The sequence below is a fragment of the Marinobacter sp. M-5 genome (genome assembly GCF_032911545.1).
In the GTDB taxonomy this organism is placed as follows: domain Bacteria; phylum Pseudomonadota; class Gammaproteobacteria; order Pseudomonadales; family Oleiphilaceae; genus Marinobacter; species Marinobacter goseongensis.
Genome location: NZ_JAWJEK010000002.1, coordinates 169,454 through 195,079, shown reverse-complemented (window position 1 = coordinate 195,079; position 25,626 = coordinate 169,454). Strand labels below are relative to the sequence as shown.

Below are 25,626 nucleotides of genomic sequence, written 5' to 3'. Positions count from 1 at the left end.
AGCCGGAAAGCATGAAACGAATTACCATTAAGACCCTTTTGTACACAGGATTCACCTTGCTGATCCTGCTAATTGGCGTAAACAGTTACGTGAGTTTGCAGTCGCTGGACCGTGCTCGTGAACGCCTGAATGAGACCATAGAAGGGCCAGCTGAGCGTGTGAAACTGGCTGAACAGATCCGTTCGGGTCTTCTCGACGCCGATCGTCTGGTCAAAAACTATGTTATTGCGACAGTCGGCGCCAATAAGGATCGTTATGAGGGGCTTGTAAGAGATAGCGTTGCGGCTTTGGAGAGGGATCTGGAGGCGCTTGAGAAGTTGATCGTTTCCGATGAGGCTAAGCAGGCCTTGGCCGACTTCTCTGTGTCGCTTGGGGCATACCGTTCCGTATCCAGTGAGGTTCGCCAACTGGCAAACCTCACTCTGGATCGAGGAGCGAGCGCAGAGGCTTTGCTGAGTGCCAATCGAGAAGCAGCTCAATTGCTGGCAAGCTCTGGTGAGCCTGCACTGGCGAATGCTGAAGGTTCACTACGTAGAGTGGCGGAGATCGGAGTTGATGGTATGAGGGAGGCAACTGTCCTAGCGGAGGCACGATACACTGAAGCGCGCAACATGCTTCTGGGTATGCTGATAGTCTCTTTGCTCGTCGGTTTGTTGTCCGCGACTGTCATCATTCGTCGAATCAATGAAGTAGGCCGCATTGCTATGCGTATTGGTGAGGGCGATCTTAATACTCGGTTTGACCCGAAAGCTAACGAAGCTGATCTTTACGGTATCCTGCGCAATATGAACTCGAAACTCCGTGAGATTGTTGGAGAAATAAAGGAAGCATCGGACAACGTGTCCGCCGGTAGTATTGAGCTGAGCAGCACTGGGCAACAGATTGCGGAAGGTGCCACAGAGCAGGCAGCGTCTTTGGAGGAGGTCTCTTCGTCCATGGAGGAGATGTCGGCCAACATCGCTCAGACCGCTGATAACGCACGTCAGACCGAGCAGATCGCCCGCAAATCGGCGACCGATGCCCAAGCAAGCGGTGAGGCCGTGCACGAATCCGTCGCAGCCATGCAAGAAATCGCCGAAAAGATCGGAATCATCGAGGAAATTGCCCGTCAGACCAACCTCCTGGCGCTGAATGCTGCTATTGAGGCTGCCAGGGCCGGTGAGCACGGTAAAGGATTTACGGTGGTGGCCGCGGAAGTTCGCAAGCTGGCGGAACGCAGCCAGCGCGCTGCTGGTGAGATCGTTGAGCGATCTCGGAGCAGTCTCGAAGTGTCTGAGCGTGCCGGTGAAATGCTGAAGGAACTGGTGCCTAACATTCAGCGGACCTCTGAACTGATTCAGGAAATCAGTGCCGCCACGGTCGAACAGGACAAGGGCTCGAACGAAATTAACAAGGCCCTGCAGCAGTTGGATCAGGTAGTTCAGCAGTCCGCTGCCTCTGCAGAGGAAATGGCCGCTACATCAGAGGAGCTGTCGGCTCAGGCTGAACAGATGAATGCGACGGTCGATTTCTTTCGCGTCGACAATCAGAGCGCGGCAAAGAAAAAGAGCCAGAAGGACAGCACCATTATTGTTGCGAAAAAGCCGGCATCAAAGACCGCTAACATAGGCCACAAGGCCGCGAAAACGTCGACAAGTGACGGTGTTGATATCGACCTTCATGCGGATGACAAAGAGTTCGTCCATTACTGAGGAGCAGAGCCGTGACAACAGTTGAACCAGCGGCTACCGCTGAAAGTCTTCAGGTACTGTCATTTGTTCTGGATGATGAATGGTTTGGTGTGGAGATCAGCGGTATTCAGGAGGTGCTTGAATACCGTCGGATCACTCAAGTGCCGAGAACACCTAATTGCATGCTCGGTGTGATTAACTTGCGGGGTAAAGTGATTCCGGTGGTTGATCTGCGGCAGCATTTCCGGATGCAAATGTCGGAGCCGACCATTGATTCGTGCATCGTCATCGTGAATGTCGAGGTGGATGGCGAGAATACGCCGTTGGGTATCCTGACTGACAGGGTTCAGGAGGTGGTTGAGTTGGATGCTGCCGAGATCAGTCCGGCGCCACGAATTGGCAATCGGATCGACAGTCAGTTCATAGAGGGAATGGCCAAATACGACGATCATTTCATCATTCTGCTGCGCCTATCCGAGATTTTTTCGTCGGATGAGTTGGAGCTGTTGATCTCTGGCTCTGAGCGGCAGCCGCAAGCGCGAGCGGAGCATGCAATGGAATGAGCGTCGCCCAGGGTCTCTCCACGGCTGACCACCGCCGGGTTTCGGATTACGTCGGGCGTGTCGCGGGCATTCTGCTGCCGGAGTACAAGCGCAAGCTGGTGGAGGCGCGTCTTCGCAAGCGCATGCGCGCTACCGGCCATGGTAATTTTTCTGATTACTTGGATTTTGCGCTTTCGTCGGCCGGCGCATCGGTTGAGCAGATCCTGCTCATTGACGCGCTAACGACGAACAAGACGGATTTTTTTCGCGAACCGGCTCACTTTCAGTTTTTGGAGCGGTATCTCCAGCGCCGGCTGGAAAGGGGACCCCTAGGCCGGCCTTTGCGTATCTGGAGTGCGGCGTGCTCCAGTGGTGAGGAAGCGTATTCCTTGGCAATCCTGATGTCCGAGTTGGCGTTGAAATTTCAGCGCTTTGAATTTCGCATCGAGGCGACCGATATTGCTCCGTCAATGCTGGATGCAACCCGCCGAGGGATCTATTCCGAGGACCGCATCGCCCCGGTGCCTCTGGAGTTGCGCAAACGCTATTTCTTGCGCAGCCGTGACCGGGCAAAGCAGTTGATTCGCATGGGCCCGGCATTACGCTCCCACCTGAGTGTAAGGCCTCTGAATCTTATTTCCGATGATTATGGTCCTGACGGGCATTACGACGTCATTTTCTGCCGCAATGTAATGATTTATTTCAATCAGGCGAACCGGGCTGCAATTGTCCGGCAGATGAACCGTGCACTGGCCCCTGGTGGGCTTTTGTTCGTTGGTCATTCTGAAAGCATTCGCTCTTATCAATCCGGCCTCATTAGCGAAGAGCCCGCGGTTTACAGGAAGCCTGACTGATGGTCGACCCAATCATTCGCGTTCTTGTCATTGACGACTCAGCTGTCGTGCGTCAGACACTTACGGAGATTCTAGAATCGGAAAGTATGATCGAGGTGGTTGGAACAGCGTCTGACCCTTACCGTGCCGTTGAGAAGCTGCGCACGGTAAGGCCGGATGTGATCACCCTCGACGTAGAAATGCCACGCATGGACGGCCTTACGTTCCTGCGAAAGCTAATGGCTCAGGCACCTATTCCGGTTGTTATCTGTTCCTCCCTCACCGGGACTGGCACGGATACTCAAATACGAGCGCTGGAGTACGGAGCGGTGGACATCATCACTAAACCGGTACTGGGAACCCGGCAATTCCTAGAGGAATCGCGGGTGCGTATCTTGGATGCTGTGAAAGGCGCCGCACGTGCGCGAATTCATAGGCAACAGGTCGTATCGGCCTCAGAGGTTGTTCCGCATATTTCGCCGACTTCCCAGTCAATGTCAGAAACGACCGACAAGGTTATTGCTGTGGGAGCATCTACCGGTGGAACCGAAGCCATCCGTATTCTGTTGTCGGCGCTACCGGAGGACTGTCCGGGCATACTGATTGTCCAGCATATGCCCGAGGGTTTTACCCGGTCCTTTGCCGAGCGACTGAATAGCCTTTGTCGGATCAATGTGAAGGAGGCGGAGGAAGGAGACTCCTTGCTCCGTGGGCATGCGTTTATAGCACCGGGCAATCGGCATATGCGGCTTCGCCGCAGTGGTGCCCGTTATTTTGTTGGCCTCGAGGATGGACCGCTGGTGAGTCGCCACCGGCCATCGGTCAACGTTTTGTTCCGATCAGTCGCTCGTTACGCCGGGGCGAATGCCATAGGAGTCATTCTGACAGGCATGGGGAGCGACGGCACTGAGGGACTCCTAGAGATGCGTGAGGCCGGAGCCCACACCATCGGTCAAGACGAGGATAGCAGCGTGGTTTACGGCATGCCGCGCGAAGCCTGGGAGCGGGGGGCGGTGATCGAGCAAGTTACGCTGACACGTATCCCAGGCTTGATCATGAAGAACACGCTGCAGAGAAATAAAGCGAAGGTTCTCTGATTGCTTCGCTTGCGGGCACGTCGCGCGCTCTACACGAAGTCTCTGAGAGGATTCGAGCCTCTGACCTCGGCTTCCGATGGGTAGCGATTGGGCGCGAATTATAGCGGGATTGTCGGGTTTAGATCGCTTTTCGTCAGTAACTTGTAGGTCAAACGAAAGCGCAAGAAAAATTCGTTTACCATCGATCGCCACACGATTTGAACTACGTTCGGGCACACGCTTATAAGGTTAAAGGTGGCTCGAAATAAACAGAATGAATGCTGTGTCAACTGCCTAGGATTCAAGTTTTAAAAACTGGCCATGCTAACTTTACATTCAAAAATGTCTGGTTGTGATTATCGGGAATCGGAACAAAATTCAATGAGCGAACTCGACGGTATTGAAGTGCCAAGCCCCATTTTGCGCGAGAGTATTACCCATTTTTTTATTAACAAACATAGTTGGTGATGTTGGGGCTGTCGCAACTCACTAGGTTCAATTGGTTAATCTCCCACCTTAACCATGGGTAGCTCTTACCTATATGCATTAACAGGTTGGAACCCAAACCGTCCTAGGAATTGGGATAGAACCCAACTGAGAACAAGCCTTTATAAAAACATTATGTTACGAAAGAATACGTTAGCACTGAAAGGCTGACAGTTCTTTACAAGTGGCAATCACAATGCACTGGTAATTTGTGACAGAGATCTCATCATTAGTTCATTGTGTAAATCAACCGGAAGCCTACTTGATGTTTTCTCGCCGAAATTTTTCATCCAGCGTTCTTGAGCAGTGTCTCGATGCGGTTGTCAGTATCGACGAAAAGAACAGAATTACCTTCTTCAACGATTCCGCCGAGCGACTGTGGGGGTATAGTCGCAAAGAGGTGATGGGTCAGAATGTGAAGATGCTGGTTCCTGATGATGTGAAAGGACACCACGACTCGCACATTGAGCGTAATCGAAAGGGAGGGGAGGACAGAATTGTTGGCACGAGCCGCGATGTAAGGATGACTCGTAAAGACGGCTCGACCGTTTGGGTCAATCTTGCCTTGAACAGAATTGTATCAGGCAGATCTGTCACCTACACCGCTTTCGTTCGAGATATAACTAACGAGCGCGCATCACGGGAGATGATCAATCAAACCCTTGAACAAGCCCTTGATGCTGTTGTAACCATTGATGCAAATAACCACATCATTTTTGTGAACTCTGCGGCGGAGTCGCTGTGGGGGTACGAACGAGAAGAAATGATTGGTCAGAATGTCAAGATGCTGGTTCCGCACAATATCCGGGACCGTCACGATGACTTGGTTGATGCAAACAGAAAGACCGGAGTCGACAAAATCGTCGGCACATCGAGAGAAGTCCCCGTTTACCGCAAAGACGGCGGGCGGCGCTGGGCAACGCTTGCGCTGTCAAAAATACGCCTCGATGACAGCATTCTCTACACCGCATTTCTGAAGGATGTCACTGAGGAAGTGGAGCGGCGAGATGAATTCAAGATGCTTTCCATGGTGGCAAATGAAACGGATAACGCCGTCATCATTACCAAACCGGATCGTAGTATTGTTTATGTGAACCAGGGTTTTACACAGTTAACGGGGTACACACTGAGTGAGGTGATCGGTAAAAACCCTGGAAGTCTGCTTCAAGGCCAGCACACTGATGCTGCAACCATTGAACAGATCCGTTTCAAGCTCAGGAACAATGAGCCCTTCTACGATGAAGTGCTCAATTACGACAGAAACAATCAGCCCTACTGGGTCTCATTGGCGATCAATCCGGTCTTTGATGACGCTGGAACACTGACTCATTTCATCTCCATTCAGGCGAACGTTACCGAAACAAAGGAAAAATCGCTCGAGTTCACTCGTCGCTTTGAAGCCATCAGTGAAAGCAACGGCGTCACCGAATGGGACCTTGCCGGATCAATGTCTAGTGCAAATGGTTACATGCTACGCAGTCTCGGAGACACCTCTGAAGACAGCGTTAAAGTGCGCATCGATAACCTCAAGACAATCGTTGGTGCTGATAATTTCGCGAAGCTGTTAAATGGAGTTCAACTCAGGGGAAGTTATGCGTTTCCGAGCACGGCAGGAGAGGATCACTGGTTTGACTTGACGGTATGTCCAATTACCGATTTTTCGGGAAGCATTAAATACTTTGTTGCATACGGAATAGATGTCCATTCAAAGATGCAGGCTGTGGAGGTTACCGACCAGGAAATGAACTCTGTACTCAGGTCTTCAGAGCAGATTTCCCAGATTGTTGGCGCGATCAATCATATTTCACAACAAACAAATCTGCTTGCGCTCAATGCCGCGATCGAAGCAGCCCGAGCGGGAGAGGCCGGCAGGGGGTTCGCCGTGGTAGCTGATGAGGTTCGACAGCTTGCCTTGAAATCCAGTCAATCGGCCGATGAGATCAATCGTCTTGTCACCGATACTAATGAACGTGTCGGGAGTCTGGCGGATTCATTGCGAGCACTCAATGACGTCTCACAGGAGCAATGACGAATGAGTAGCGTGTTGGCGAGTGTTGACGAGCGCACCAATCTTGCGGGCCAGAATAGATTGGAAATGCTGTTGTTTGGGCTGGGTACAAACCAGGTCTATGGCATAAACGTGTTCAAGATAAGAGAGGTGATCCGCTGCCCCGAGCTATCGGAGGTGCCTGGGGGTAGCAAAAATATTCGTGGAATTTCCCACCTGCGAGGTGAAACGGTGCCGATCATTGACCTGGCGGAATCGATTGGTCGCGCACCTTACACGGGGAACGACGGCTTTGTGATTGTTACGGAATACAACCGCAACATTCAGGGCTTTCTTGTTGAAAAGGTCGATCGGATTGTCAATTTGAATTGGAGCGAAATTTCGCCACCGCCGGAAACCTTGGGTACAAATCATTATCTTACTGGCGTGGTCCAGCTAAACCAGGCTTTGGTCGATATTATCGATGTTGAGAAGGTGTTTGCCGAGATCTCCAATATCGAGACCGACGTGAGCCCGACATTAAAATCGACGGTTACCGCGGAGGCCCTGTCGGCTATTACGATACTTGCCGTTGACGATTCGAGTGTGGCGCGAAATCAGGTGAAGAAAGCTCTTGAGCACCTAGGATTCCAAGTGGAAACCGCGAAGGATGGGCAGGATGCACTCAAGCAGTTGACTGAGAAGGCCGAAAAACTGGGCGATGATTTTTACACGGCAATGCCGCTTGTCGTCTCGGACATCGAAATGCCTGTTATGGATGGCTACACCCTGACCAGCGAGATTCGCTCCCGGAGCGAGCTCAACAAGCTTCATGTTGTTCTCCACTCATCGCTCTCGGGACAGTTCAATGAAAGCATGATCCGAAAAGTGTCCGCGGATGGCTTTATCGCAAAATTCAGCCCGGATGACCTCTCGAAGAAAGTGCTGGAGATATTGAGCATCCGATAATCAGGCATCCGGTTACTCCGGAATCAATTTTTTGACCGCTCAGTCACCTTGCGTCTCTGAGCCTGTAGGGATGGTACATGTTTGGTAAAAAAGCGAAGCAGAGTGATTGTTATCATAAGTTAGAGTTGTGTTCGGCCGAAAACGAAGAGCTCACGAGCACTCTCCAGGCCATTAAGGGGCCGGTTGCATTCATTACGTTCAGCCCTGACGGCATCATCCAGACTGTCAACGACACACTGCTCAAGCTCCTTGGCTATGAGGAGAGTCAGTTGATTGGGTAGCACCACCGAATGCTGTGTGAGCAGGCGTATGCGAATAGCAGTGAGTATCAGGAATTTTGGCGCGCGCTTGCCGGTGGGAGTTTTAAGCAGGGTCGCCTTCCGCGTGTCGACGCCAGGGGACATAAGTTGTGGTTGGAAGGCAGTTACTTTCCTGTGAGAGACAACTCCGGCCATGTAGTGAAAATCATAAAAATTGCCGCAGACGTTACCCAGACCCACACCGAAAACGCTGACAAAGAGGCGTTGCTCGCGGCTTTGGACACGTACATGGCGGTGATCAAGTTTGAGCCGGAAGGTATGGTTCTGGATGCGAATCGCAATTTTCTCAACGCTACGGGATATGAGTTTAATGAGATTGTAGGGCAGTCCCATAAAATGTTCTGTTTTGATGCTTTTTACCGAGAGCATCCGGATTTCTGGAAAAAACTGGCATCAGGTGAGAGTTTCTCCGGTCGGTTTGAGCGCAAAGATCGGCAAGGTCGCTCAGTTTGGCTGGAAGCAACCTACAGTCCGGTGTTTGATGAGCTGGGGCGCGTCAGCAAAATCGTTAAGTTTGCCATGGATATAACCCCACAGGTGAATCGGGCACAGGAGGCAAGAGAGTCAGCTGCCGCCACTTCGGAGGAGGCCTCGCAGATCGCCACTCAGTCAACACACGCGATTGAGGAAGCTGTCCAGGTATCAGATCGAGTAGCTGCGGAAATTGGAGCGGCGCTGAAGTTGAGTGAGAGTCTCGAGGGGCAAGCCTCCCAAATTCACGGTATCGTCACTACGATTCAGGCGGTGGCAGATCAGACTAATTTGCTTGCTCTTAACGCCGCTATTGAGGCTGCGAGAGCAGGAGAGGTAGGCCGAGGATTTGCTGTAGTTGCGGATGAAGTTCGCACACTGGCTGCGAGGACGGCGGAATCCCTTGCAAAAATCTCGGATGTCGTGGCCGCTAACAACGCCATGATCGCCGAGCTCCGGGGCACAATGGATAACGTGAGTGGGCTTTCAAAAAACAGTGCCGAGCGCATAGGTTCGGTTGCCGAGGGTATCAATGAGGTGGATCGGGGTATTAGTGAGCTGGCTGCGATGATGTCCAGTTCGGGGTAATGAAAGAGTCATTGCGATTGTTTTTTGTTAGATCGGTACTGAAGATTCTCGATCCCTTGCCGATAAAGAATCTATGTAGGAGTTGCATGCATAACCGGATGATTTGAGGACTTAACGTGCGCAAAAATTTACCAATAACAAACAATGAAAAAACCTTTCCGCAGTCGCAGAAATTGATATCGGCGACGGATCTCAAAGGCAAGATCCTCCATTGCAACGACGCGTTTGTCGAGGTGAGCGGGTTTACCCGTGACGAGCTTATTGGCCAACCTCACAACATTGTTCGGCATCCGGATATGCCCCCGGCCGCCTACGAGAACATGTGGTCTCACCTGAAATCCGGAAGCCCCTGGATGGGTCTGGTGAAGAATCGCCGCAAGAACGGTGACTTCTATTGGGTCAGTGCCTACGTCACGCCGGTCACGCAAAACGGGGAGGTTGTCGGCTATGAGTCTGTGCGATCCTGCCCGGCTAGGGAAGACGTGGCAAGGGCTGAGAAGTTGTATGCGGATATGCGGCGCGGCAAAACCGGAACCCCCTGGTGGAGGCGGATTGCGCTGAGTACACTTTTCCTGGTCGCTGTGCTGGTGATGTCTGCAGGACTATTCTATTTCGGGCGGGAAGTCGTTTCGGAGATCGTATTGGCTGTTGGCGTCATTGCCTACGCAATCTGGATGAAACTGTCCACGGATTCGCTGATTCGTTCGGTCACACAACTGATGAGCAAGGTGTTTACCGACGACCTGGCGGCCAATAGTTATACCGATGATGACCGGCAACTAGGCCGGGTAAAGGTCGCGGTGCTTGCCCAACAGGCGCACCTGGATGCCGTTCTGACCCGGATCGAAGATGCGGCTGGCAGTGTAAAAATTGGTGCGGTGCAGGGGCTGGAAATCACCTACGAAGCTCAGGAAACGTTGAAAAAGCAGCAGGCCGAGACTGAGCAAGTGGCGGCAGCCGTCCATGAGATGTCGCAAACCATCGGTGAGGTGTCTGCCAACGTTCAGCAAACGGCGGAGAAAGCTGAGGGCGCGCGGGAATATGCTGATCGGGGCGCATCGGTGGTCATCTCGACCCGCGAGTCGATTCAGAAGCTCAAAGAGAAGGTGCACGGTATATCGGAGTCCGTCACTGAACTGGCCACGGAGAGCGGCAAAATTGCCGGAGCCGCCAAAATTATCGAGGACATTGCGGACCAGACCAACCTGCTTGCCCTGAACGCGGCCATCGAAGCAGCCAGAGCGGGAGAGCATGGACGAGGATTTGCGGTGGTAGCCGATGAGGTTCGTGGCCTGGCAAAAAGGACCCAGGATTCAACCCGGGAAATCCACGGCATCATTGAGACATTGCTGACTCGCTCGTCGGATTCGGTGAAAGTTGCCGATGAGGGTAACCGAGCTGCTGATGAGGGAATGGCGCGCATGTTGGACGCTGAGGAGGCGCTGGGCCAGATTACAGAATCCGTTGGTACCATTGCGGAAATGGCGACGCAAATGGCTGCAGCTGTCGAGGAGCAGGCTCAGGTGTCTGATCAGATCAATGAACAAGTTGAGCAGATTTCGGTCCTGGCTGCGGACAATCTTGAGAAGGGCGAACATTCAACCGCCAGTGTGCAGAAAATGGAAAGGATCGCCGGTGAACTGCATGAGCTGGTGGTGCGATTCAAATAAGTGCCAAGACCAGCCCCTCTGCAGGGCTATCTCCTCGAAAAGCACAATGAGAGGAGGACGTTGTATGAACCCTTCGTCGCCTTCGCTTAATTTGGCTGCCCGAGGCTAGGTACGTAAATATAACCCTGGCTCGGCGATCCGAAAACCCGATCCCGGACACCGAGCTGGTAACAAGCGGCCACGACGAGACAGACGACCGAATCCAATACGTCTTCGTTGTGCTTGAGCGCTTTGCCCTTTAGCTGAGCGATTTGCTCAGGATTAAAGTAATTTTTGAGCTTCTCAGGAACTTCCAGGGTTAAATGCTCTGCGCCCGTTAAGCCGGATAGAAGTTGAGCCAAGGTGGCTTGGCCCGACCTTTTCTCGCCAACTCGTCCCCGTTTGTAGGGTAGGCGTGTGGGCAAATTGAACAACTCGATCAGTGCCGGGTGGGGATAACATTCAATTTGCCAGCATCGACTTGTCGAGCCGAGGTGCGCAAAGCCTTTGGCTACAAGGTGCTCTGACAACATTACTGCATCCGAATTCGGGAACTTGGCTAGGTTTGAGGTGTGACAGGAGGCATGCCGTGACCCATACTCGCGGCCAATGGCGCTTTCGCAATCACGTTGACCGGTTTGGTTTCGGATAATCAAGGGTGCGTCAATCGCGACTCCCCGAAGTTGGGGTATGTCTGTAAGAGCCTCCAGAACTGCATTCGCTGAATACAGCTGTTCGTAAATGGAATCTATTTTCAGGTTCCTGCCACGTAGTGAGCCTGCGGCTACTGCTGTCGGGTTGCGTTCGCTCTGCCAAGCCAAATCAACGCCGGCAACTTTCACTGCTTCTGAGTTAATATCGTCGCCTTGGTGACCTGCCCCCAGTCTTTAATCCAACTGCTCCCTAGTAATGTCCGTTACTTTTGAATCAGTTTTTCCAAGTCGGAGAGCGGAGGCAAACTCCAGGGGTGTCTGATACCCCAAGGATGAATGCGGTCGCAGCTCATTGTAGTCTAAACGCCAGCCGCTGATCTTTTCGCGGGCATGAGCGAGATCCCGGAACCAATGTTCATTCAGGCACTCATCCCGGAATTTTCCGTTAAAGCTCTCGACGTATCCGTTCTGCATCGGTTTGCCGGGCTGGATCAGCTTTAGCTCGACGCCATGGCGGTAGGCCCATTGGTCGAGCGCTCTACCAGTGAATTCCGGCCCCTGATCGGTCCTAGCGGCTTTCGGGTAGCCTCGGAAGGCCGCAATGCCATCTAGGGTACGGACAACCTGTTCACCCGAGATGCCCATGGCCACGGGGATGTCGAGGCACTCCTTCGTGAAGTCATCCACGATCGTCAGGCATTTGATCCTGCGGCCGTTTGCCAAGGAATCCATCACGAAATCCATGGACCAAGTATGGTTTGGCGCATCAGGCAACACCAAGGGCTGCCGCTCGACCATCACGCCTTTACGACGCTTACGTTTGCGGACGGCCAGGCCTGCTTCCCGGTAAAGCCGATAAACCTTCTTGTGATTCACCTCAGCACCCTCACGACGCAGCAACTGGTGAACACGCCGGTACCCGAACCGGCGGCGTTCGAACGCAATGGCTTTGATGCGCTCTGTCAGCTCGCGCTCTTCTGGCGAACGCTGAGACTGATACCGCATCGTTGCGCGGGATAACCCGACGAGTGAACAGGCTTTGCGCTCGGATATCGTTGTCTCCGACAGCATGGTGCGCACAGCCTCGCGCTTGTTCCCGACGGTCAGTACTTTCGGTTGAGGGCGGCCTTCAGAGCTTCTGTGTCCAGCATGGACTCAGCCAGCAACTTCTTGAGCCGGGTGTTCTCTTCCTCCAAGGCCTTTAGTCGACGGGCTTCAGAAACTTCCAGTCCGCCATACTTCTTACGCCAGGTGTAAAACGTCGCGTCCGAGATGTTGTACTTCCGGCACAGCTCTTTGACCGGCAAGCCAGCCTCGGCTTCCTTCAGAATGGGAATGATCTGTTCTTCGGTGAATCGCTTCTTCATGTTCATCGTCCTCTCTGGTGATGAACATTACTAAGATCACGATGGATTAGAAAGTTGGGAGCAAGTCAGGCGATGTTCAACATGGCAATTGATTGCAAGCTCCGGTCCTGCGATTTGGTAAAGCTCTTGGTTCGAGATATTTCTAGAAACGGAGAGGTTCTGGATCGGGCGCAAGTCACTCAGCAGAAAACCAGTCAACCTGTTCAATTTGAGATAACGAAAAAGACGCGCGAATCGGTCGAAGCGTGGATCGAATTGCGCGGACTCTCAGGTATGGATTATTTGTGGCCGAGTCGGATGAGAAAGTTCGACCACATCACTACCCATCAATATGCCCGTCTCGTCAAAAAATGGATAACCAGCATTGGACTTGATCCTTCAGTCTACGCAACCCATTCGATGAGACGTAGCAAAGCTACATTGATCTACAAGAAGACCAAAAATCTGCGAGCCGTACAGTTGCTGTTGGGACACACGAACATGTCGAGCACCGTGCGATACCTTGATGTCGAAGTCGAGGATGCTCTGGAGATAGCTGAGAGTATTGAGATCTAAATGCGCAACTTGGCTCCTTGGTCGCTGGATGTTGCAGACGCTGCCAGCGTCCGGTCGATGATCACCTTCGGGTTTCGATCAGGCTCCTTCAGTCGTAAACAAAAGCGAACATTGGTGCCTCTCACCTTTAAGCGGAGATTTTCGGAGGCGTATTTCACACTGCCAATAATGACCGCTCTTGATAAAAGCGGGCCTTTCTGCTGCGCACTATGCTATGGCTGACAAGTATGGGTAGTTGTCACCAATCCCCGAAATCGGAGCATGAATAATCGGAGTCCCCAAACTCAGAGTCGTCTTTGGGAGCGTGGTAGAACCCAAGGTGTGGTTAAAATAACAAATCAGCAACATAGCTATGCAAAAAAAAGCTAAAGTATTACGAAAACAGACTTCGCCTGATGCTAATAATGATAGTCGTCGAAGGCGGTATTCGCTGGAATCTGACTGTGGAAAGTCAGTATCGCAGGAGCGTCAATGTTTACTACGCTGAGTAAGACACCAAAAATTCTCGTTATCGACGATGACGCGAGTCAGATAGTTCTGCTACACAAAACGTTAAAGACCATTGGCGACGTTATCTTCGAACAGGATGGACGGGCAGCGCTGGATCGAGTTATTGATAGCAGCCCAGATGTTATTCTTCTCGATATTGACATGCCTGGCAAAGATGGCCATGAAGTTCTCGCCGAATTAAAAGCAAATGTGCTCACCCAGCATATTCCCGTTATTTTCCTCACATCACGTGACTCAGTCGACGATCAATTAAAATGCCTCAGGGATGGGGCTGTTGATTTTATTGCCAAGCCACCGGAGCCTGCGGTTGTCGCAGCCCGCGTCCACACCCAGTTGACTCTCCGCAGCAGAGAGCGTGAGCTTGTGGAATCCTACCGGCATGCCAAGGTGATCGTTGAATCAATCGGGGATGCCGTCATCACGACTGATCAAAACTGTATTGTTACCTACCTGAACCCTGTTGCAGAGGTAATGATTGGTTTGCCCTCCGCCGAGGCGACGGGCCAAATGATCGAAGATATCATGCCGTTGAGAATTGGAGACGATGGCCCACCACACATCAACCCGGTGCGAGTGGCGATCCTGGATCGTCGGGTCGTTGGCATGGCCCTCAATTGCCAGATGATGAACCAGAGAGGCGCCTGGGTTCCAGTGGAAGACAGTGCTGCGCCACTGGTATCCGAAACAGGCGAGATACTTGGCGCGGTCATAGTTTTTAGTGACATAAACGAATCTCGCGCCTTGGCGGCGAAAATGGCGCAAACCGTTCAATACGATCAGGTGACCAATTTGCCGAATCGTTTTCTTCTCCTGGAGCTCATTAACACCGAAATTACAATGAGCAAACGAAGCGGAAAAAAAATTGGTTTACTACTCGTCGATATCAATCAATTCAAGCTGATTAACAGCGAATTTGGTTTCGAGTACGGCGATGCCCTTCTTAAAAAAGTGGCGCAACGGATCAAGGTTCTGCTGCGCCGCGGCGAAATCCTCAGTCGTCATCACGCTGACCAGTTTATGTTATTGGTGCCAGATCTTGATCGTATCAGCGACTTAAATTATTTGGCCGAATCGATCAAAGGCGACCTGACATTGCTTTCGCAACGGCAGCCTGAACTAAACGGGTTATCGGCCAGCTTCGGTTTGAGTATTTTTCCAGACGATGCGCTCGATGGACAAATGCTGATGATGCATGCGGATTCGGCGGTCCACAAAGCGAAAAAAGATGCTGATAATGGGGGCGTCTGCTTTTATTCATCAGAAATAGAATCGCAATCAATCGCGCGACGCCACCTGCATGCTCAACTAAAATCAGCCATCGAAAATGAGGATGTTATTGCCCTGTTCCAACCGATGATAGATCCGGTGTCAGGTGAGGTTCTGGCAGTTGAGGCGCTCATGAGAATTCGACACCAGGATGGTAGTTTTATTTCTCCCATGGATTTCATTCCACTGGCCGAGGAGACTGGCTTAATCATCGAACTGGGTGAGCGGATGGTTGACCTCGCTTTGCAGCAACTCAAACATTGGGCTGACGATGGTCGCCGGATTCGTGTTTGCCTTAACGTATCGCCCGTTCAGTTTATTAGCCCCCGGTTTGTTCCGTTCCTCCTGGAGGCGATCGAGCAATATGGCGTAAGCCCGGAAATGATTGAGTTAGAAGTGACGGAAAGCCTGATGATGCAAAACCTTGATCAAGTCATAGGCGACATGGATCGGCTGCGGTCGCGGGGCATTTCGATTTCCATAGACGACTTTGGCACAGGCTTTTCCTGTTTGAGCTATCTGAAAGATCTTCCTGTAGATGTATTGAAAGTCGACAAGGCTTTTGTGGCACAAATTTCAGCGGATGGCTCAGACTACGTGCTTGCCCGAACCATTGTTGCTTTGGCTCAAAGTCTGGGTCTGCAAACAGTGTCAGAAGGCGTTGAATCTGCCTATCAAGCGAGCCAATTGCGAGGGCTTGGGGTTTCTTTGCTTCAGGGCTTCTATTTCTCGCCTCCTGTGCCTGCCGATGATCTCCAGACCAGGTACTTAATTTGAACAATACTCGATTTTTCGGATTTTCGGCCACGACTTTTTGGCTGGCTACTCTCTTTGGTCTTGGTATCACTTTCGCCGTTGCTTCAATTTTGCAATGGCAAAATGAACGCAACCTGCGTGTTTATTCAAATGAGGTTGCGGACCAGGCCAGCCTATTGATTGGCGAACGGTTTGAGAGCTTTGAGCATGGTCTGCGAGCCACACGTGGTGCGTTAAACGCTGCGGGGCTGGAAAGCATCACACGAGATCGATTCAAGAAGTTCATCGACAGTATCGATGTTGAACGGGAATTCCCTGGCACGCTTGGTTTTGGTTTTATCAGACGCGTGCCAAAGGCGATGGAAACGACGTTTCTTTCTTCTGCTCGCGGTGATGATGCGCCAAACTTCACCATTCGCAGTCTCAGCCCACACGAGGGAGATCGTTTTGTTATTCAGTACATCTATCCGGAAGCGGGCAATGAGAAAGCGGTCGGCCTTGATATTGCCTCTGAGACAAACCGTCGTGGAGCGGCGCTTGCGGCTGCCAGAGAAAACGCCCCGCGACTGACCGCACCTATTACCTTGGTGCAGGCTGACGGCAAGCCGCGTCGAGGTTTTCTGATCCTGCTACCGGTGTTTAATGGTCAGACTGGCCTGCAGACCGCAGAAGCGCGTTTGCAAGCATTGGAAGGCTGGTCCTACGCACCGTTGGTTGTGGACGAAGTCCTGGCCGATTTAGGCCCGATACTGAATAAAGCGAATATCACGCTCACCGACCTAAGGGAGTCGTCTCCATTTTATGTCTCATCGGCGGCAACTGAATCAGCTTTTGCTGATCAGTCGGTTGCTCGAACCGTCATGGTGATGGGGCAGGAGTGGCAGTTAGAGCTAACACCCAGCGCTGAACTCTTCGATGGTCTGAGTGTGTTCCCAGTCCGATGGGCGGTTGCGGCTGGAGTCGCTCTTACCCTCCTGGGCCTGCTTGTCATCCGTGTCTTCAACATTCGCCTGGCAGCAGAGCTCGAAGGGACGGGCGATCTGGCGCCAGAGACCGGGATGCAAGGTTTCCTGAGTTTTCTTCAGCGACCGGAATCGAGGCGCTCATTTCTGGCCATGCTGCTGATTGCAACACTGGCTCTGGGAGTTTTGGTTTGGGTAATGGTGCGAAACGAACTCGCGGAAGTAAAAAACGATTTGACGCAAACGACGAAAGCGGTTTCTGATCACCTTGATAGGCAGGCATCACGATTTGGCCGAGACCTGATCTTTCTTTCATCAACTCCCTCATTAGCAACACTAACCGACAGGCCGGCGGCCACTACTGACGAGTCTGTCAGCACCCTCCCGGAACAAGTGATAGTTCGAGCGTCCGAAACGCTGGAGGCCTATATGTTGGCCACACCGGCTGTTCATCAGGTGCGTGTTTTAACCGCCGGCTCTGGTGCGCAAGAGATCGTGAAAGTTCAGCGTGTGGATGGCAGGCCAGAGAGCTATGGTCAAGAGACGCTTCAGGTGAAGACGGGCGAGCCCTACGTGGTAGCCACCATGCAGCTCGACCATGGCGAAGTCTATGTTTCCAGTATCAATCTTAATCGTGAATTTGGCACGATCGAGCGCCCCCAAAGACCCGTCTGGCGTTTTGCCACGCCACTGTTCTATCCAGACGGCAGCCGATTCGGTTTTGTCATTATTAACGTTGATGCCGCATCAATCCTTCGTGACCTTACTGCTCTAGTGCCTGAAGGTGTCGGCTTTTACCTCACGAACAGTCGGGGTGATTTTATCTTTCATCCTCGCCCCGGAAGTGCCTTTGCCTTCGAAACGGGGGCTGCCCTCCGATGGAACGATGAGTTCAAGCAACATGAACCCCTGGGCGGGCTGGACATAAACGATATCAGCCTTTGGAAGAGTGCGGAGGGCCAAGTTTGGGTGGACCAAAAGCAGGTTCTTCCGAGCAAGGAGGCCCCCGGCAGCGCACTGCAAATATTCAGCGTCAAACCGGTCGCAGCGGTTTATACAAACTTGGCTTTGAAGGGTGGTATTTCTGCCGTCTTGCTACTGGTGTTTGTCGCTCTTGGCTTTGCCCTGCAGTACTACTCCTGGTGGACAGTTCGCAGGCGCCGGCATGACGCCGATCTTCAAGAGCGTCAGAACAACGCCAACAAGGAAAAACTGTTTTTCAAGGCCTTACTGGAAGCTTCGCCAGAAGCCACTGTGATTATAGATTCGGATGGCTTCATTCGATTGGTTAATGAACAGGCAGCGACGCTATTTGGCTATACCCGCGCTGAGCTGGAAGCAAGTTCTCTTCATAGGCTTGTGCCTGAGAGATTTCACGAGCGGCACAAAGCCCATTTGTCCGCTTTTATGCGTGACCCGAGAGCCAGGCCAATGGCGAGGGGGCTGGCTTTCCCTGCAGTGAAAGCCGATGGAATGGAGTTTCCTGCGGAGGTTTCCCTGGGTCCGATTGAGCTGGACGATGGATTGCTGGTGTCGACCTCCATAAGAGATGTGACCCTCAAGTTAGCCGAACAGGAGCAGTTGCAAAAGGCGCTGGTCGCCGCCGAACAGGCTTCCCAGGCAAAAAGCGCATTCCTGGCCAATACCAGCCACGAAATCCGCTCGCCACTCAACGCGATTATTGGCCTGACTCACATACTTGGCGAGGAAGAATTGACTCACGCGCAACAGCGGCTGGTGGGAAAGATTCAGATTTCGGGGAGATCGTTGCTGGGTATTGTTAACGACGTATTAGACCTGTCGAAAATCGAGGCCGATGAAATGGTACTCGAGCAAGCATCGGTCAATTTACCCGATCTTCTGGAAGAAGTCGGAGCCGTTTTTGAACCGCAGGCAGAAGTCAAGGACCTGCAATTCAGAATGGAGCTGGACAGTCAGCTTCCCACGTGGGTTGTGTCGGACAGCACAAGATTACGTCAGATTCTCGTTAACCTGCTCAGCAATGCGCTCAAGTTCACCTCGATTGGTCAGATAATTCTCCGTGCACAAATTCTGGATTCCGGTCCTTTGCCGCGTAATACGGATCAAGCGTATCTGCGCTTCTCGGTCCAGGATACGGGCATTGGCATTCCGGTTGACATCCAGGCTCAGCTCTTCCAGCCGTTCACGCAGGCTGACGCTACCATTACACGGCGTTTTGGTGGTACGGGATTAGGTCTGTCAATTGTAAGTAAGCTGGCGAACTTATTGAATGGTGAGGTAGGCGTTGAGAGCCAGGAAGATGTCGGAAGCAAATTCTGGGTGGATTTGCCCGTTCGCTTGCAAATGCCACATGAAATTGCTGCCAGGGAGGCTCAAAGCTCAGCGCTTCACGTGCTAGTACTTGAAGGGGACTTGCCCGAGTCATGTCATCTGAGACCGATGATTCGTGCTCTGGGGTGGAAAGCTCAGACAGTTCGAAGCCTGATCGATCTGCCCCGGATACTTTCAGAGCGCCAAGGAAGCGGGCTTTCTTCGCCTGATGTGTTGGTAATCAATTGGCGACCGTCTGCGGCAGATGCCGTCAGCGCCATTAAATCATTGAGTCAGCAGTTAGGAGCGGACCAGGTGCCTCCGATCCTAGCGATTGCAAACGATGATGAAAGTCTGACGTTCACCGATGCGTCTGTCGTCGAGCGTGTTCTGAAACAGCCTGTTGAAGCCTCGGCACTTTTTAACGCAGTTAACGAGATGGTTTCCGAGCGCACGGGTAATCTGAAAAAAGTTGTTCAGTCCACTCGTACGGAAGCCGTGAAGGCGCACTGGCTACCTGATGTGTGTGTACTTGTGGTCGACGATAGCCCGATCAACCTCGAAGTTGTCTCCCAGATTTTGCTGTGTAACGGCGCCAGGGTTCTAAGCGCCGACGGCGGCGAAGCGGCTCTTGAGTTGCTTCACGCGAACGCAGATACCGTTGATTGCGTGCTCATGGACGTGCAAATGCCAGGGATCGACGGCCTTGAAACAACGCGAAGGGCGCGTGTTGCACTTGGTGTTCGATCCCTACCTATTATTGCCCTGACTGCCGGCGCATTTCTTGAAGATAAACAACAAGCCATTGAGGCGGGCATGAATGACGTCCTTACCAAACCAATCGATCCATCGAAGCTCATCAATACGCTGCGTGCTTCGGTGGAGCGGTATCGCAAGAAAGACATTCCCGTGAAGTCGATCAGCACCGGGCCGTCGGAAAGTGATTCCTGGCCGCAGATCGCCGGGCTAAATTCTAATCAGGCCCGCCGATTACTGCTAGGCGATAGATTGTTGTTCTTATCGGCACTGGACCGGACTGTGAGAGATTATGCCAACCTGAAAGAAGGGCCCGACGCCAATATCGACCAGCCGGATCAGGAGGCAGCACGTAGTCAGGTTGCGACCCAGGTTCATAAGCTCCGCGCCGCTGCCGGCATGATTGGAGCCGAACGCATGCAAAAGCTGGCAGGCGAGGCCGAGCAGATACTCAGGGCGCCGGGTCAGCCCGCAAGCCATATTCTGACGGAGTTGGCAGCTACCATTGATGAATTGGAGCATGCCAGCGAACCGATACTCGCAGAGTGGCGTTTTCAAAACAGGTTTACGGTATTACCAGGCAAGGTCAGTAGCGTTGATAAATCCCTTGATTCGTCAATACTTCAGCTGATCTCCAGATTACTCTCAGAGTCTGACCTCGGTGCATTGGATAAAATAGCAGAACACAGCGCGGTAATTCGTGAGTATTTAGGCGATGAGGCTTTTGAACGACTTCAGGACGCTTTGAGCCGATTGGATTTTGGAGCCGCCCGATCTTTGCTTGAACCCTTAAATGAAAAATACAGGAACGCCGAATGAACATCTCACCAGCCGACGAGAGGATGCCAGAAATTCTGATCGTCGATGATGACAGCACTGTCGTACTGGGATTGAACAAGGTGCTGTCTGATATTGGGCGGATAAGATTTGCGGCTGACGGTCAGAAAGCACTCGCAATGGTGGCGGAGAGACTTCCGGACCTGATCTTTCTGGACATTGGTCTGCCGGACATCAGTGGCTTAGAGGTGTGTGCCAAGCTCAAAACTGACTCGGACACGTCCGATATCCCGGTGTTGTTCATGACCAGTACGACCGGTTCAGACTTTGAAGAAAAAGTTTTTGATGTCGGTGCGGCAGATTACATTGGCAAACCACTTAACCCGCAGGTGGTGCTGGCCAGGGCAAGAATACACCTGGAGTATCGTGCCGCATTGCAGGCGCTTGAGTCACAGGCCAGGACAGATGGACTGACAGGAATTGCTAACCGGCGTAGTTTTGATGAAAGGCTATCAACTGAATTAAAGCGTGCAAAAAGGTATCAGCTACCCCTGACGCTGATGATGATCGACATCGATGAATTCAAGAAATTCAATGATCATTATGGGCACCTGGCCGGAGACGAGTGTCTCAAATCTGTTGCACAGACTATGTCGATGAGCGCTCGTCGGCCCGCCGATTTCACGGCTCGGTTTGGCGGCGAAGAATTTGCTGTGATACTGCCTGATACTGATACGAAGGGTGCGGCAACCTTCGCACAGATTCTCCTGAATCGTATGGCTGAGATGAAAACACCCCATGCACCTGAGGCGCGCCGGCAACACGTGTCGGTATCAATTGGTTTCACGACTCTTACACCTGAGTACGGCGACAATGACCTGGTGAATGAATCAGCGATTATCGAAACCGCTGATCAGGCGCTCTATGAGGCAAAATCCGGTGGGCGAGACTGCTTCAAATACGTTGAGATGAGAAAGCGTCCGTTGCTCTAGGCACCACTATCGAGCTCAAGACGGGCAATCCAGAAGGGAGCCCGTCAATGATTTTCTGGCGTCAATGCATCAACGACCAAATTGTTTTACCCATTCCATGGCCTTTTCATAAGGTAAAGACTTGGTATGAGGGAAGCCTTACCCAATATGACAGGCTAAAGAGAGCAGTCGATCTTCGGTTTGGTTGTCTTCAATACCTTCAGTCACCAGTCTTCTGCCGGAGTTCCGCGCCAGTCCAAAATTAGCTCCAACGATCATTTCATCATCTTTGTTTTCCAGCATATCTATAACGAATGATTGATCGATTTTAATCGCCATATTGAGTAGAGGATTAAGCTGTCTCTCGTAGCGGCACTGCAGGTACTTTGGGCAGCGAAACAGGACCGCTTTGTGGTCAATCTGAATGTCCGCTTTGCGACCAGGTTGGACAACAGGAAACAATTTTCTGAGCCATACTTAAAGGCCCTTACCCTCCGAAGAGTGCCACACCATGACATTTCCTATCAGCAAAGCTCCCTGGAACAAGGGAAAGCTTATTGGCCAGAAACTACCGCTCAAACTCGAACAAATATGGGCTATCCGTATTCGGTTGGAGATTGCTAAGAACATCCGAGAGCTGGCGATGTTCAACATGGCAATTGATTGCAAGCTCCGGTCCTGCGATTTGGTAAAGCTCTTGGTTCGAGATATTTCTAGAAACGGAGAGGTTCTGGATCGGGCGCAAGTCACTCAGCAGAAAACCAGTCAACCTGTTCAATTTGAGATAACGAAAAAGACGCGCGAATCGGTCGAAGCGTGGATCGAATTGCGCGGACTCTCAGGTATGGATTATTTGTGGCCGAGTCGGATGAGAAAGTTCGACCACATCACTACCCATCAATATGCCCGTCTCGTCAAAAAATGGATAACCAGCATTGGACTTGATCCTTCAGTCTACGCAACCCATTCGATGAGACGTAGCAAAGCTACATTGATCTACAAGAAGACCAAAAATCTGCGAGCCGTACAGTTGCTGTTGGGACACACGAACATGTCGAGCACCGTGCGATACCTTGGTGTCGAAGTCGAGGATGCTCTGGAGATAGCTGAGAGTATTGAGATCTAAATGCGCAACTTGGCTCCTTGGTCGCTGGATGTTGCAGACGCTGCCAGCGTCCGGTCGATGATCACCTTCGGGTTTCGATCAGGCTCCTTCAGTCGTAAACAAAAGCGAACATTCGATTCAGGGCTTTTCCTCCAGAGCCTCTGTGACCTGCACTCAACTCTCTAATCCACCGTGACCTCGATAATGTTCATCATTGGTCCCGTAGAGGGTTCACCGAGTCGATCAATGGTTAGCCGAATTTTTTGTGAAAATGGGCCAGAATATACCTCTTCAGTAACGATCTACTCGGCCAACAAAAACTAGAGTAAGTTTATTCAAATCTATCCTGACTAACCGCGTTGCATGTTCGAATCGAGTAGTTTTATCGAATCCCCAGGTATAAAGATCCGGACCTTCACCCGCTCTTAAATATTGATCCAAAAAAGATTTTGGAAGTCTTTGTCAGTGAAGGTTCAAACTCATATTAGAACACGTTGGTCGAAGACAAGCCCTCATATAGGTTATTAACGACTGTGGAGCCCCACCAAAAGAACATTACGTAATGTGGACTCACGCTTACCCGTGCCGCTTGGCAATGTTCTGGCAGTTTACTACTATTTTTGCTGTTGAGAGACCGCTTACATGGCTCAGCCTCTAGCGGCGCTTGACTATTCACAACTTCTCAGAAAAACGAATTTTACAAAGCTAGTAGGGATCTCAATGAAAAAGTTTGCGCTGATACCATTTCTTTGCACGGGTTTAGTCGCATGTGGCGGCAGTGGCTCCAGTGGCTCCTCCGACACGGCAGCAGTCCAAAATGGCGTTTTTATAGATAGCCCCGTCGTGAACATTGGCTACCGGACCCAGAGTCAGGAGGGCGTTACAAGTAGTTCGGGTGAGTACAGCTATGTTGAGGGCGAGACGGTTACCTTTTTCATCGGTGATTTGGAGTTACCGCCTGTGTCGGCCACGGGAGTTGTAACCCCTCTTGATCTCGCGGGGGCAACAGATACGTCAAACGACACGGTAATCAACATTATTCGGCTGCTCCAGACGCTGGATGAAGACGGCGATGCGGATAACGGAATTACCATTACCGAAATTGCAAAGAATAACGCAACTCAAGTCAACTTTGAGCTATCGGTGCAAGAGTTTGAAGCCTCAACTGCAGTGACTTCTCTTGTCGCAAACTCTGGTTCGACTAACACGGCGCTGATCTCAGAAGGCGCTGCCATTGCTCATTTCGAAGACACGTTGGCAGAAGAGGGTCTCGATTTTGTTGCGAACGCTAACATTAGCGGTGTCTGGACAACAAATCTGACAGACAATGAACTGTTGGCTTTCGTGTTCTTCCAAGATGGGACTTATGTTCATTTAGAAGTGGATGAAGAAGCGCCCATAGATTCTGAAAACGAAATTTCGGGCATGGAGTGGGGGACCTACGTGCGGGACAGTGAGACAGGTGAGCTCGATATTGAAATAAGATTTGATAACAACGGAGATACCGGTCTTACAGACGCTGCCAATGGCCAAACGACAATTTTTGCGCAAGTCGCTGGAGACACCCTAACGCTTCAATTTGATGACAATCAAAACGGGACCATAGGTACGGATGAGGAGTTGGATTTTACCCGCACCACATCTAGCGGTCTCAGTGGCGTTTGGAGCACCGATTTAACAGATAATGAACTGCTCGCATTCGTGTTTTTCGATGACGGCACTTACGCGCATCTAGAAGTAGATGAGGTTGAACCTTTTGACCAAGTCGGTGAGACGTCTGGCATGGAATTTGGGACTATTCAAAGAAATCAGGAAACAGGGCAGTTGACCGTAACTATCGACTTTGACAACAACGGAGATACAGGCCTGACGGATAATGTTGATGGAAGCGTACCCGTGTTCGCTCAAATCGACGGCGACGTGCTGACGTTGCAATTTGATGATAATCAAAATGGAACGATCGATGAGGATGAAACACTGAATTTCGAGCGTCGATAAAAAGTTATTCGCACTCGGTTGGAAAGTAGCCGTCGGCCGAGTGCGGCCAATATTTAAACCTCCGCCATACAGATGACTGTGGCTCCAAATCCGGAATGAATGTTCGCTCTGCGACCTCTGCATCTGATTTCGCAACGAGCGCGATAAGCCCCGTCATCGAGCCTAAGCCAACGCCTTCTCGATTTGCCCAAAGACGCCGCTCAGTCGCCATTTTTTGAGCCTGTCACCTGAACGTGCCATTTATCGCCTGGCTGTGCAGACAATAGTAGTTTGGCTGTTCCGCTCTTATCGACCTTTGTATGATCCGTGGTGATTCGGATGCGGGTAAAGGGATTCGAGGGGGCCGGGTTGATTTCGGCGACAAATGGCTCGAGGTTTGGATTTTTTCGTTTGGGCTTAAAGCGAAGAGCCGTCGCCTGTTCATGCTCCAGACACTGAATGTAAAAGACGAGGTCGAGCGCTGACTCGGTTCGTTCCTCCGTGTCCATCACGGTCGCAACTTCCCAGTCGCTCATATCGGGTTCAAGCGCGATGCCAAAGGTTTCCGACAGCTTCTGCCACCAATGGCTGAACACGGCGGCGTCATTACAATGCAATTCGGTGGTCGGAACTCGCGGGTCCGCGCCTTGACGAAGCAGTTGTTGAGTCAGATGTTTACCAAAACCGCAAAAGTCCGCGTATTGCTTGTTACCCAGAGCCAGCACCGCAAATTTTACTTGGTCCAGATTGATGCTCGACTGGTCGAGCGCCTGTGCGAAGGGACGCGCTTCGGTGGGCGCCTCTCCCTCACCAAATGTCGAGACAATAAAAATGTGGCGCCCGTATTGCTCCAGCGTCTCGGGTGCAATCTCCGCCAGATTTACCAGATCGCACATGGATGAGTTGTGTTCATAAATCCGTGTTGCAAGGGCTTTTGCGGTGTCAGTCTGGCTGGCAAAGGCGAGAAGAATGCGCCCGCCGTTGTGGAAGCAGCGTTTTTCTTTGTCGATTGGGTCTGTCATTGCCACAATCATAGGGTGGAATCTCGCGCTCATCCATATCCGTTTGAGCCCTTTAAACCGGGGCCC

General features: G+C 51.7%; 17 protein-coding genes and 1 pseudogene. 15 read left to right on the top strand and 3 right to left on the bottom strand.

The features are described 5' to 3' along the window. The first annotated feature begins 11 nt into the window (after positions 1–11). The 9 genes and pseudogenes from R0125_RS10210 to R0125_RS10175 all read left to right on the top strand — a co-directional run bounded on the left by R0125_RS10210 (position 12) and on the right by R0125_RS10175 (position 10,612). Positions 12–1,691, top strand: coding sequence for a methyl-accepting chemotaxis protein (locus R0125_RS10210; RefSeq protein ID WP_317238080.1), 1,680 nt, complete (start codon positions 12–14; stop codon positions 1,689–1,691). A gap of 11 nt (positions 1,692–1,702) precedes the next feature. Beyond that, positions 1,703–2,233 (top strand): chemotaxis protein CheW, encoded by a 531-nt coding sequence (locus R0125_RS10205; RefSeq protein ID WP_317238079.1) that lies wholly within the window; start codon positions 1,703–1,705, stop codon positions 2,231–2,233. Further along, complete coding sequence (locus tag R0125_RS10200; RefSeq protein ID WP_317238078.1) at positions 2,230–3,066, top strand: CheR family methyltransferase; 837 nt, start codon at positions 2,230–2,232, stop codon at positions 3,064–3,066. Before R0125_RS10205 ends, R0125_RS10200 begins: the two co-directional genes overlap by 4 nt. Further along, positions 3,066–4,142: a chemotaxis response regulator protein-glutamate methylesterase gene (locus tag R0125_RS10195; protein ID WP_317238077.1), complete on the top strand. Its 1,077-nt coding sequence runs from the start codon at positions 3,066–3,068 to the stop codon at positions 4,140–4,142. Before R0125_RS10200 ends, R0125_RS10195 begins: the two co-directional genes overlap by 1 nt. A gap of 730 nt (positions 4,143–4,872) precedes the next feature. Continuing rightward, positions 4,873–6,636: a PAS domain S-box protein gene (locus R0125_RS10190; RefSeq protein WP_317238480.1), complete on the top strand. Its 1,764-nt coding sequence runs from the start codon at positions 4,873–4,875 to the stop codon at positions 6,634–6,636. A gap of 3 nt (positions 6,637–6,639) precedes the next feature. Continuing rightward, a complete protein-coding gene (locus R0125_RS10185; protein WP_317238076.1) occupies positions 6,640–7,563 on the top strand; it encodes a chemotaxis protein in 924 nt (307 codons plus the stop codon). A gap of 290 nt (positions 7,564–7,853) precedes the next feature. Beyond that, positions 7,854–8,426: pseudogene (locus R0125_RS16625) on the top strand (PAS domain-containing protein); the annotation flags it as partial. Further along, positions 8,403–8,942: a methyl-accepting chemotaxis protein gene (locus R0125_RS16620; RefSeq protein ID WP_410797650.1), complete on the top strand. Its 540-nt coding sequence runs from the start codon at positions 8,403–8,405 to the stop codon at positions 8,940–8,942. The pseudogene R0125_RS16625 and the gene R0125_RS16620, both read left to right, overlap by 24 nt. 116 nt (positions 8,943–9,058) lie before the next feature. Next, positions 9,059–10,612 carry a PAS domain-containing methyl-accepting chemotaxis protein gene (locus tag R0125_RS10175; protein ID WP_317238074.1) on the top strand — a complete coding sequence of 518 codons (1,554 nt, stop codon included), beginning with the start codon at positions 9,059–9,061 and terminating at the stop codon, positions 10,610–10,612. 86 nt (positions 10,613–10,698) lie between these two features. Here the strand turns inward: R0125_RS10175 and R0125_RS10170 are convergent, their stop codons facing one another. Both R0125_RS10170 and R0125_RS10165 read right to left on the bottom strand, forming a co-directional pair. Further along, complete coding sequence (locus R0125_RS10170) at positions 10,699–11,433, bottom strand: DUF429 domain-containing protein (RefSeq protein ID WP_317238073.1); 735 nt, start codon at positions 11,431–11,433, stop codon at positions 10,699–10,701. Positions 11,434–11,478: 45 nt separating this feature from the next. Next, a protein-coding gene (locus R0125_RS10165; protein ID WP_317238072.1) for an IS3 family transposase occupies positions 11,479–12,611 on the bottom strand; the annotation gives its coding sequence in 2 pieces (ribosomal slippage) (positions 11,479–12,353 and positions 12,353–12,611; 1,134 coding nt in all). Between the two features lie 72 nt (positions 12,612–12,683). Here R0125_RS10165 and R0125_RS10160 point away from each other — a divergent pair. The 6 genes from R0125_RS10160 to R0125_RS10135 all read left to right on the top strand — a co-directional run bounded on the left by R0125_RS10160 (position 12,684) and on the right by R0125_RS10135 (position 24,559). Then, positions 12,684–13,166 (top strand): tyrosine-type recombinase/integrase, encoded by a 483-nt coding sequence (locus tag R0125_RS10160; protein WP_317238071.1) that lies wholly within the window; start codon positions 12,684–12,686, stop codon positions 13,164–13,166. 471 nt (positions 13,167–13,637) lie between these two features. After that, positions 13,638–15,719, top strand: coding sequence for a putative bifunctional diguanylate cyclase/phosphodiesterase (locus R0125_RS10155; RefSeq protein WP_317238070.1), 2,082 nt, complete (start codon positions 13,638–13,640; stop codon positions 15,717–15,719). Beyond that, a complete protein-coding gene (locus R0125_RS10150; RefSeq protein WP_317238069.1) occupies positions 15,716–20,527 on the top strand; it encodes a CHASE domain-containing protein in 4,812 nt (1,603 codons plus the stop codon). The genes R0125_RS10155 and R0125_RS10150 overlap by 4 nt, the downstream gene beginning before the upstream one ends. Next, entirely contained in the window at positions 20,524–21,477 is a 954-nt protein-coding gene (locus R0125_RS10145; protein WP_317238068.1) for a diguanylate cyclase domain-containing protein, read from the top strand. The genes R0125_RS10150 and R0125_RS10145 overlap by 4 nt, the downstream gene beginning before the upstream one ends. A gap of 490 nt (positions 21,478–21,967) precedes the next feature. Continuing rightward, positions 21,968–22,582: a tyrosine-type recombinase/integrase gene (locus R0125_RS10140; protein WP_317238067.1), complete on the top strand. Its 615-nt coding sequence runs from the start codon at positions 21,968–21,970 to the stop codon at positions 22,580–22,582. Positions 22,583–23,281: 699 nt separating this feature from the next. Continuing rightward, positions 23,282–24,559: a hypothetical protein gene (locus R0125_RS10135; RefSeq protein ID WP_317238066.1), complete on the top strand. Its 1,278-nt coding sequence runs from the start codon at positions 23,282–23,284 to the stop codon at positions 24,557–24,559. A gap of 200 nt (positions 24,560–24,759) precedes the next feature. On the opposite strand, the gene R0125_RS10130 is transcribed toward R0125_RS10135, so the two are convergent. Next, positions 24,760–25,560 (bottom strand): flavodoxin domain-containing protein, encoded by an 801-nt coding sequence (locus tag R0125_RS10130; RefSeq protein WP_317238065.1) that lies wholly within the window; start codon positions 25,558–25,560, stop codon positions 24,760–24,762. Positions 25,561–25,626 lie beyond the last annotated feature (66 nt).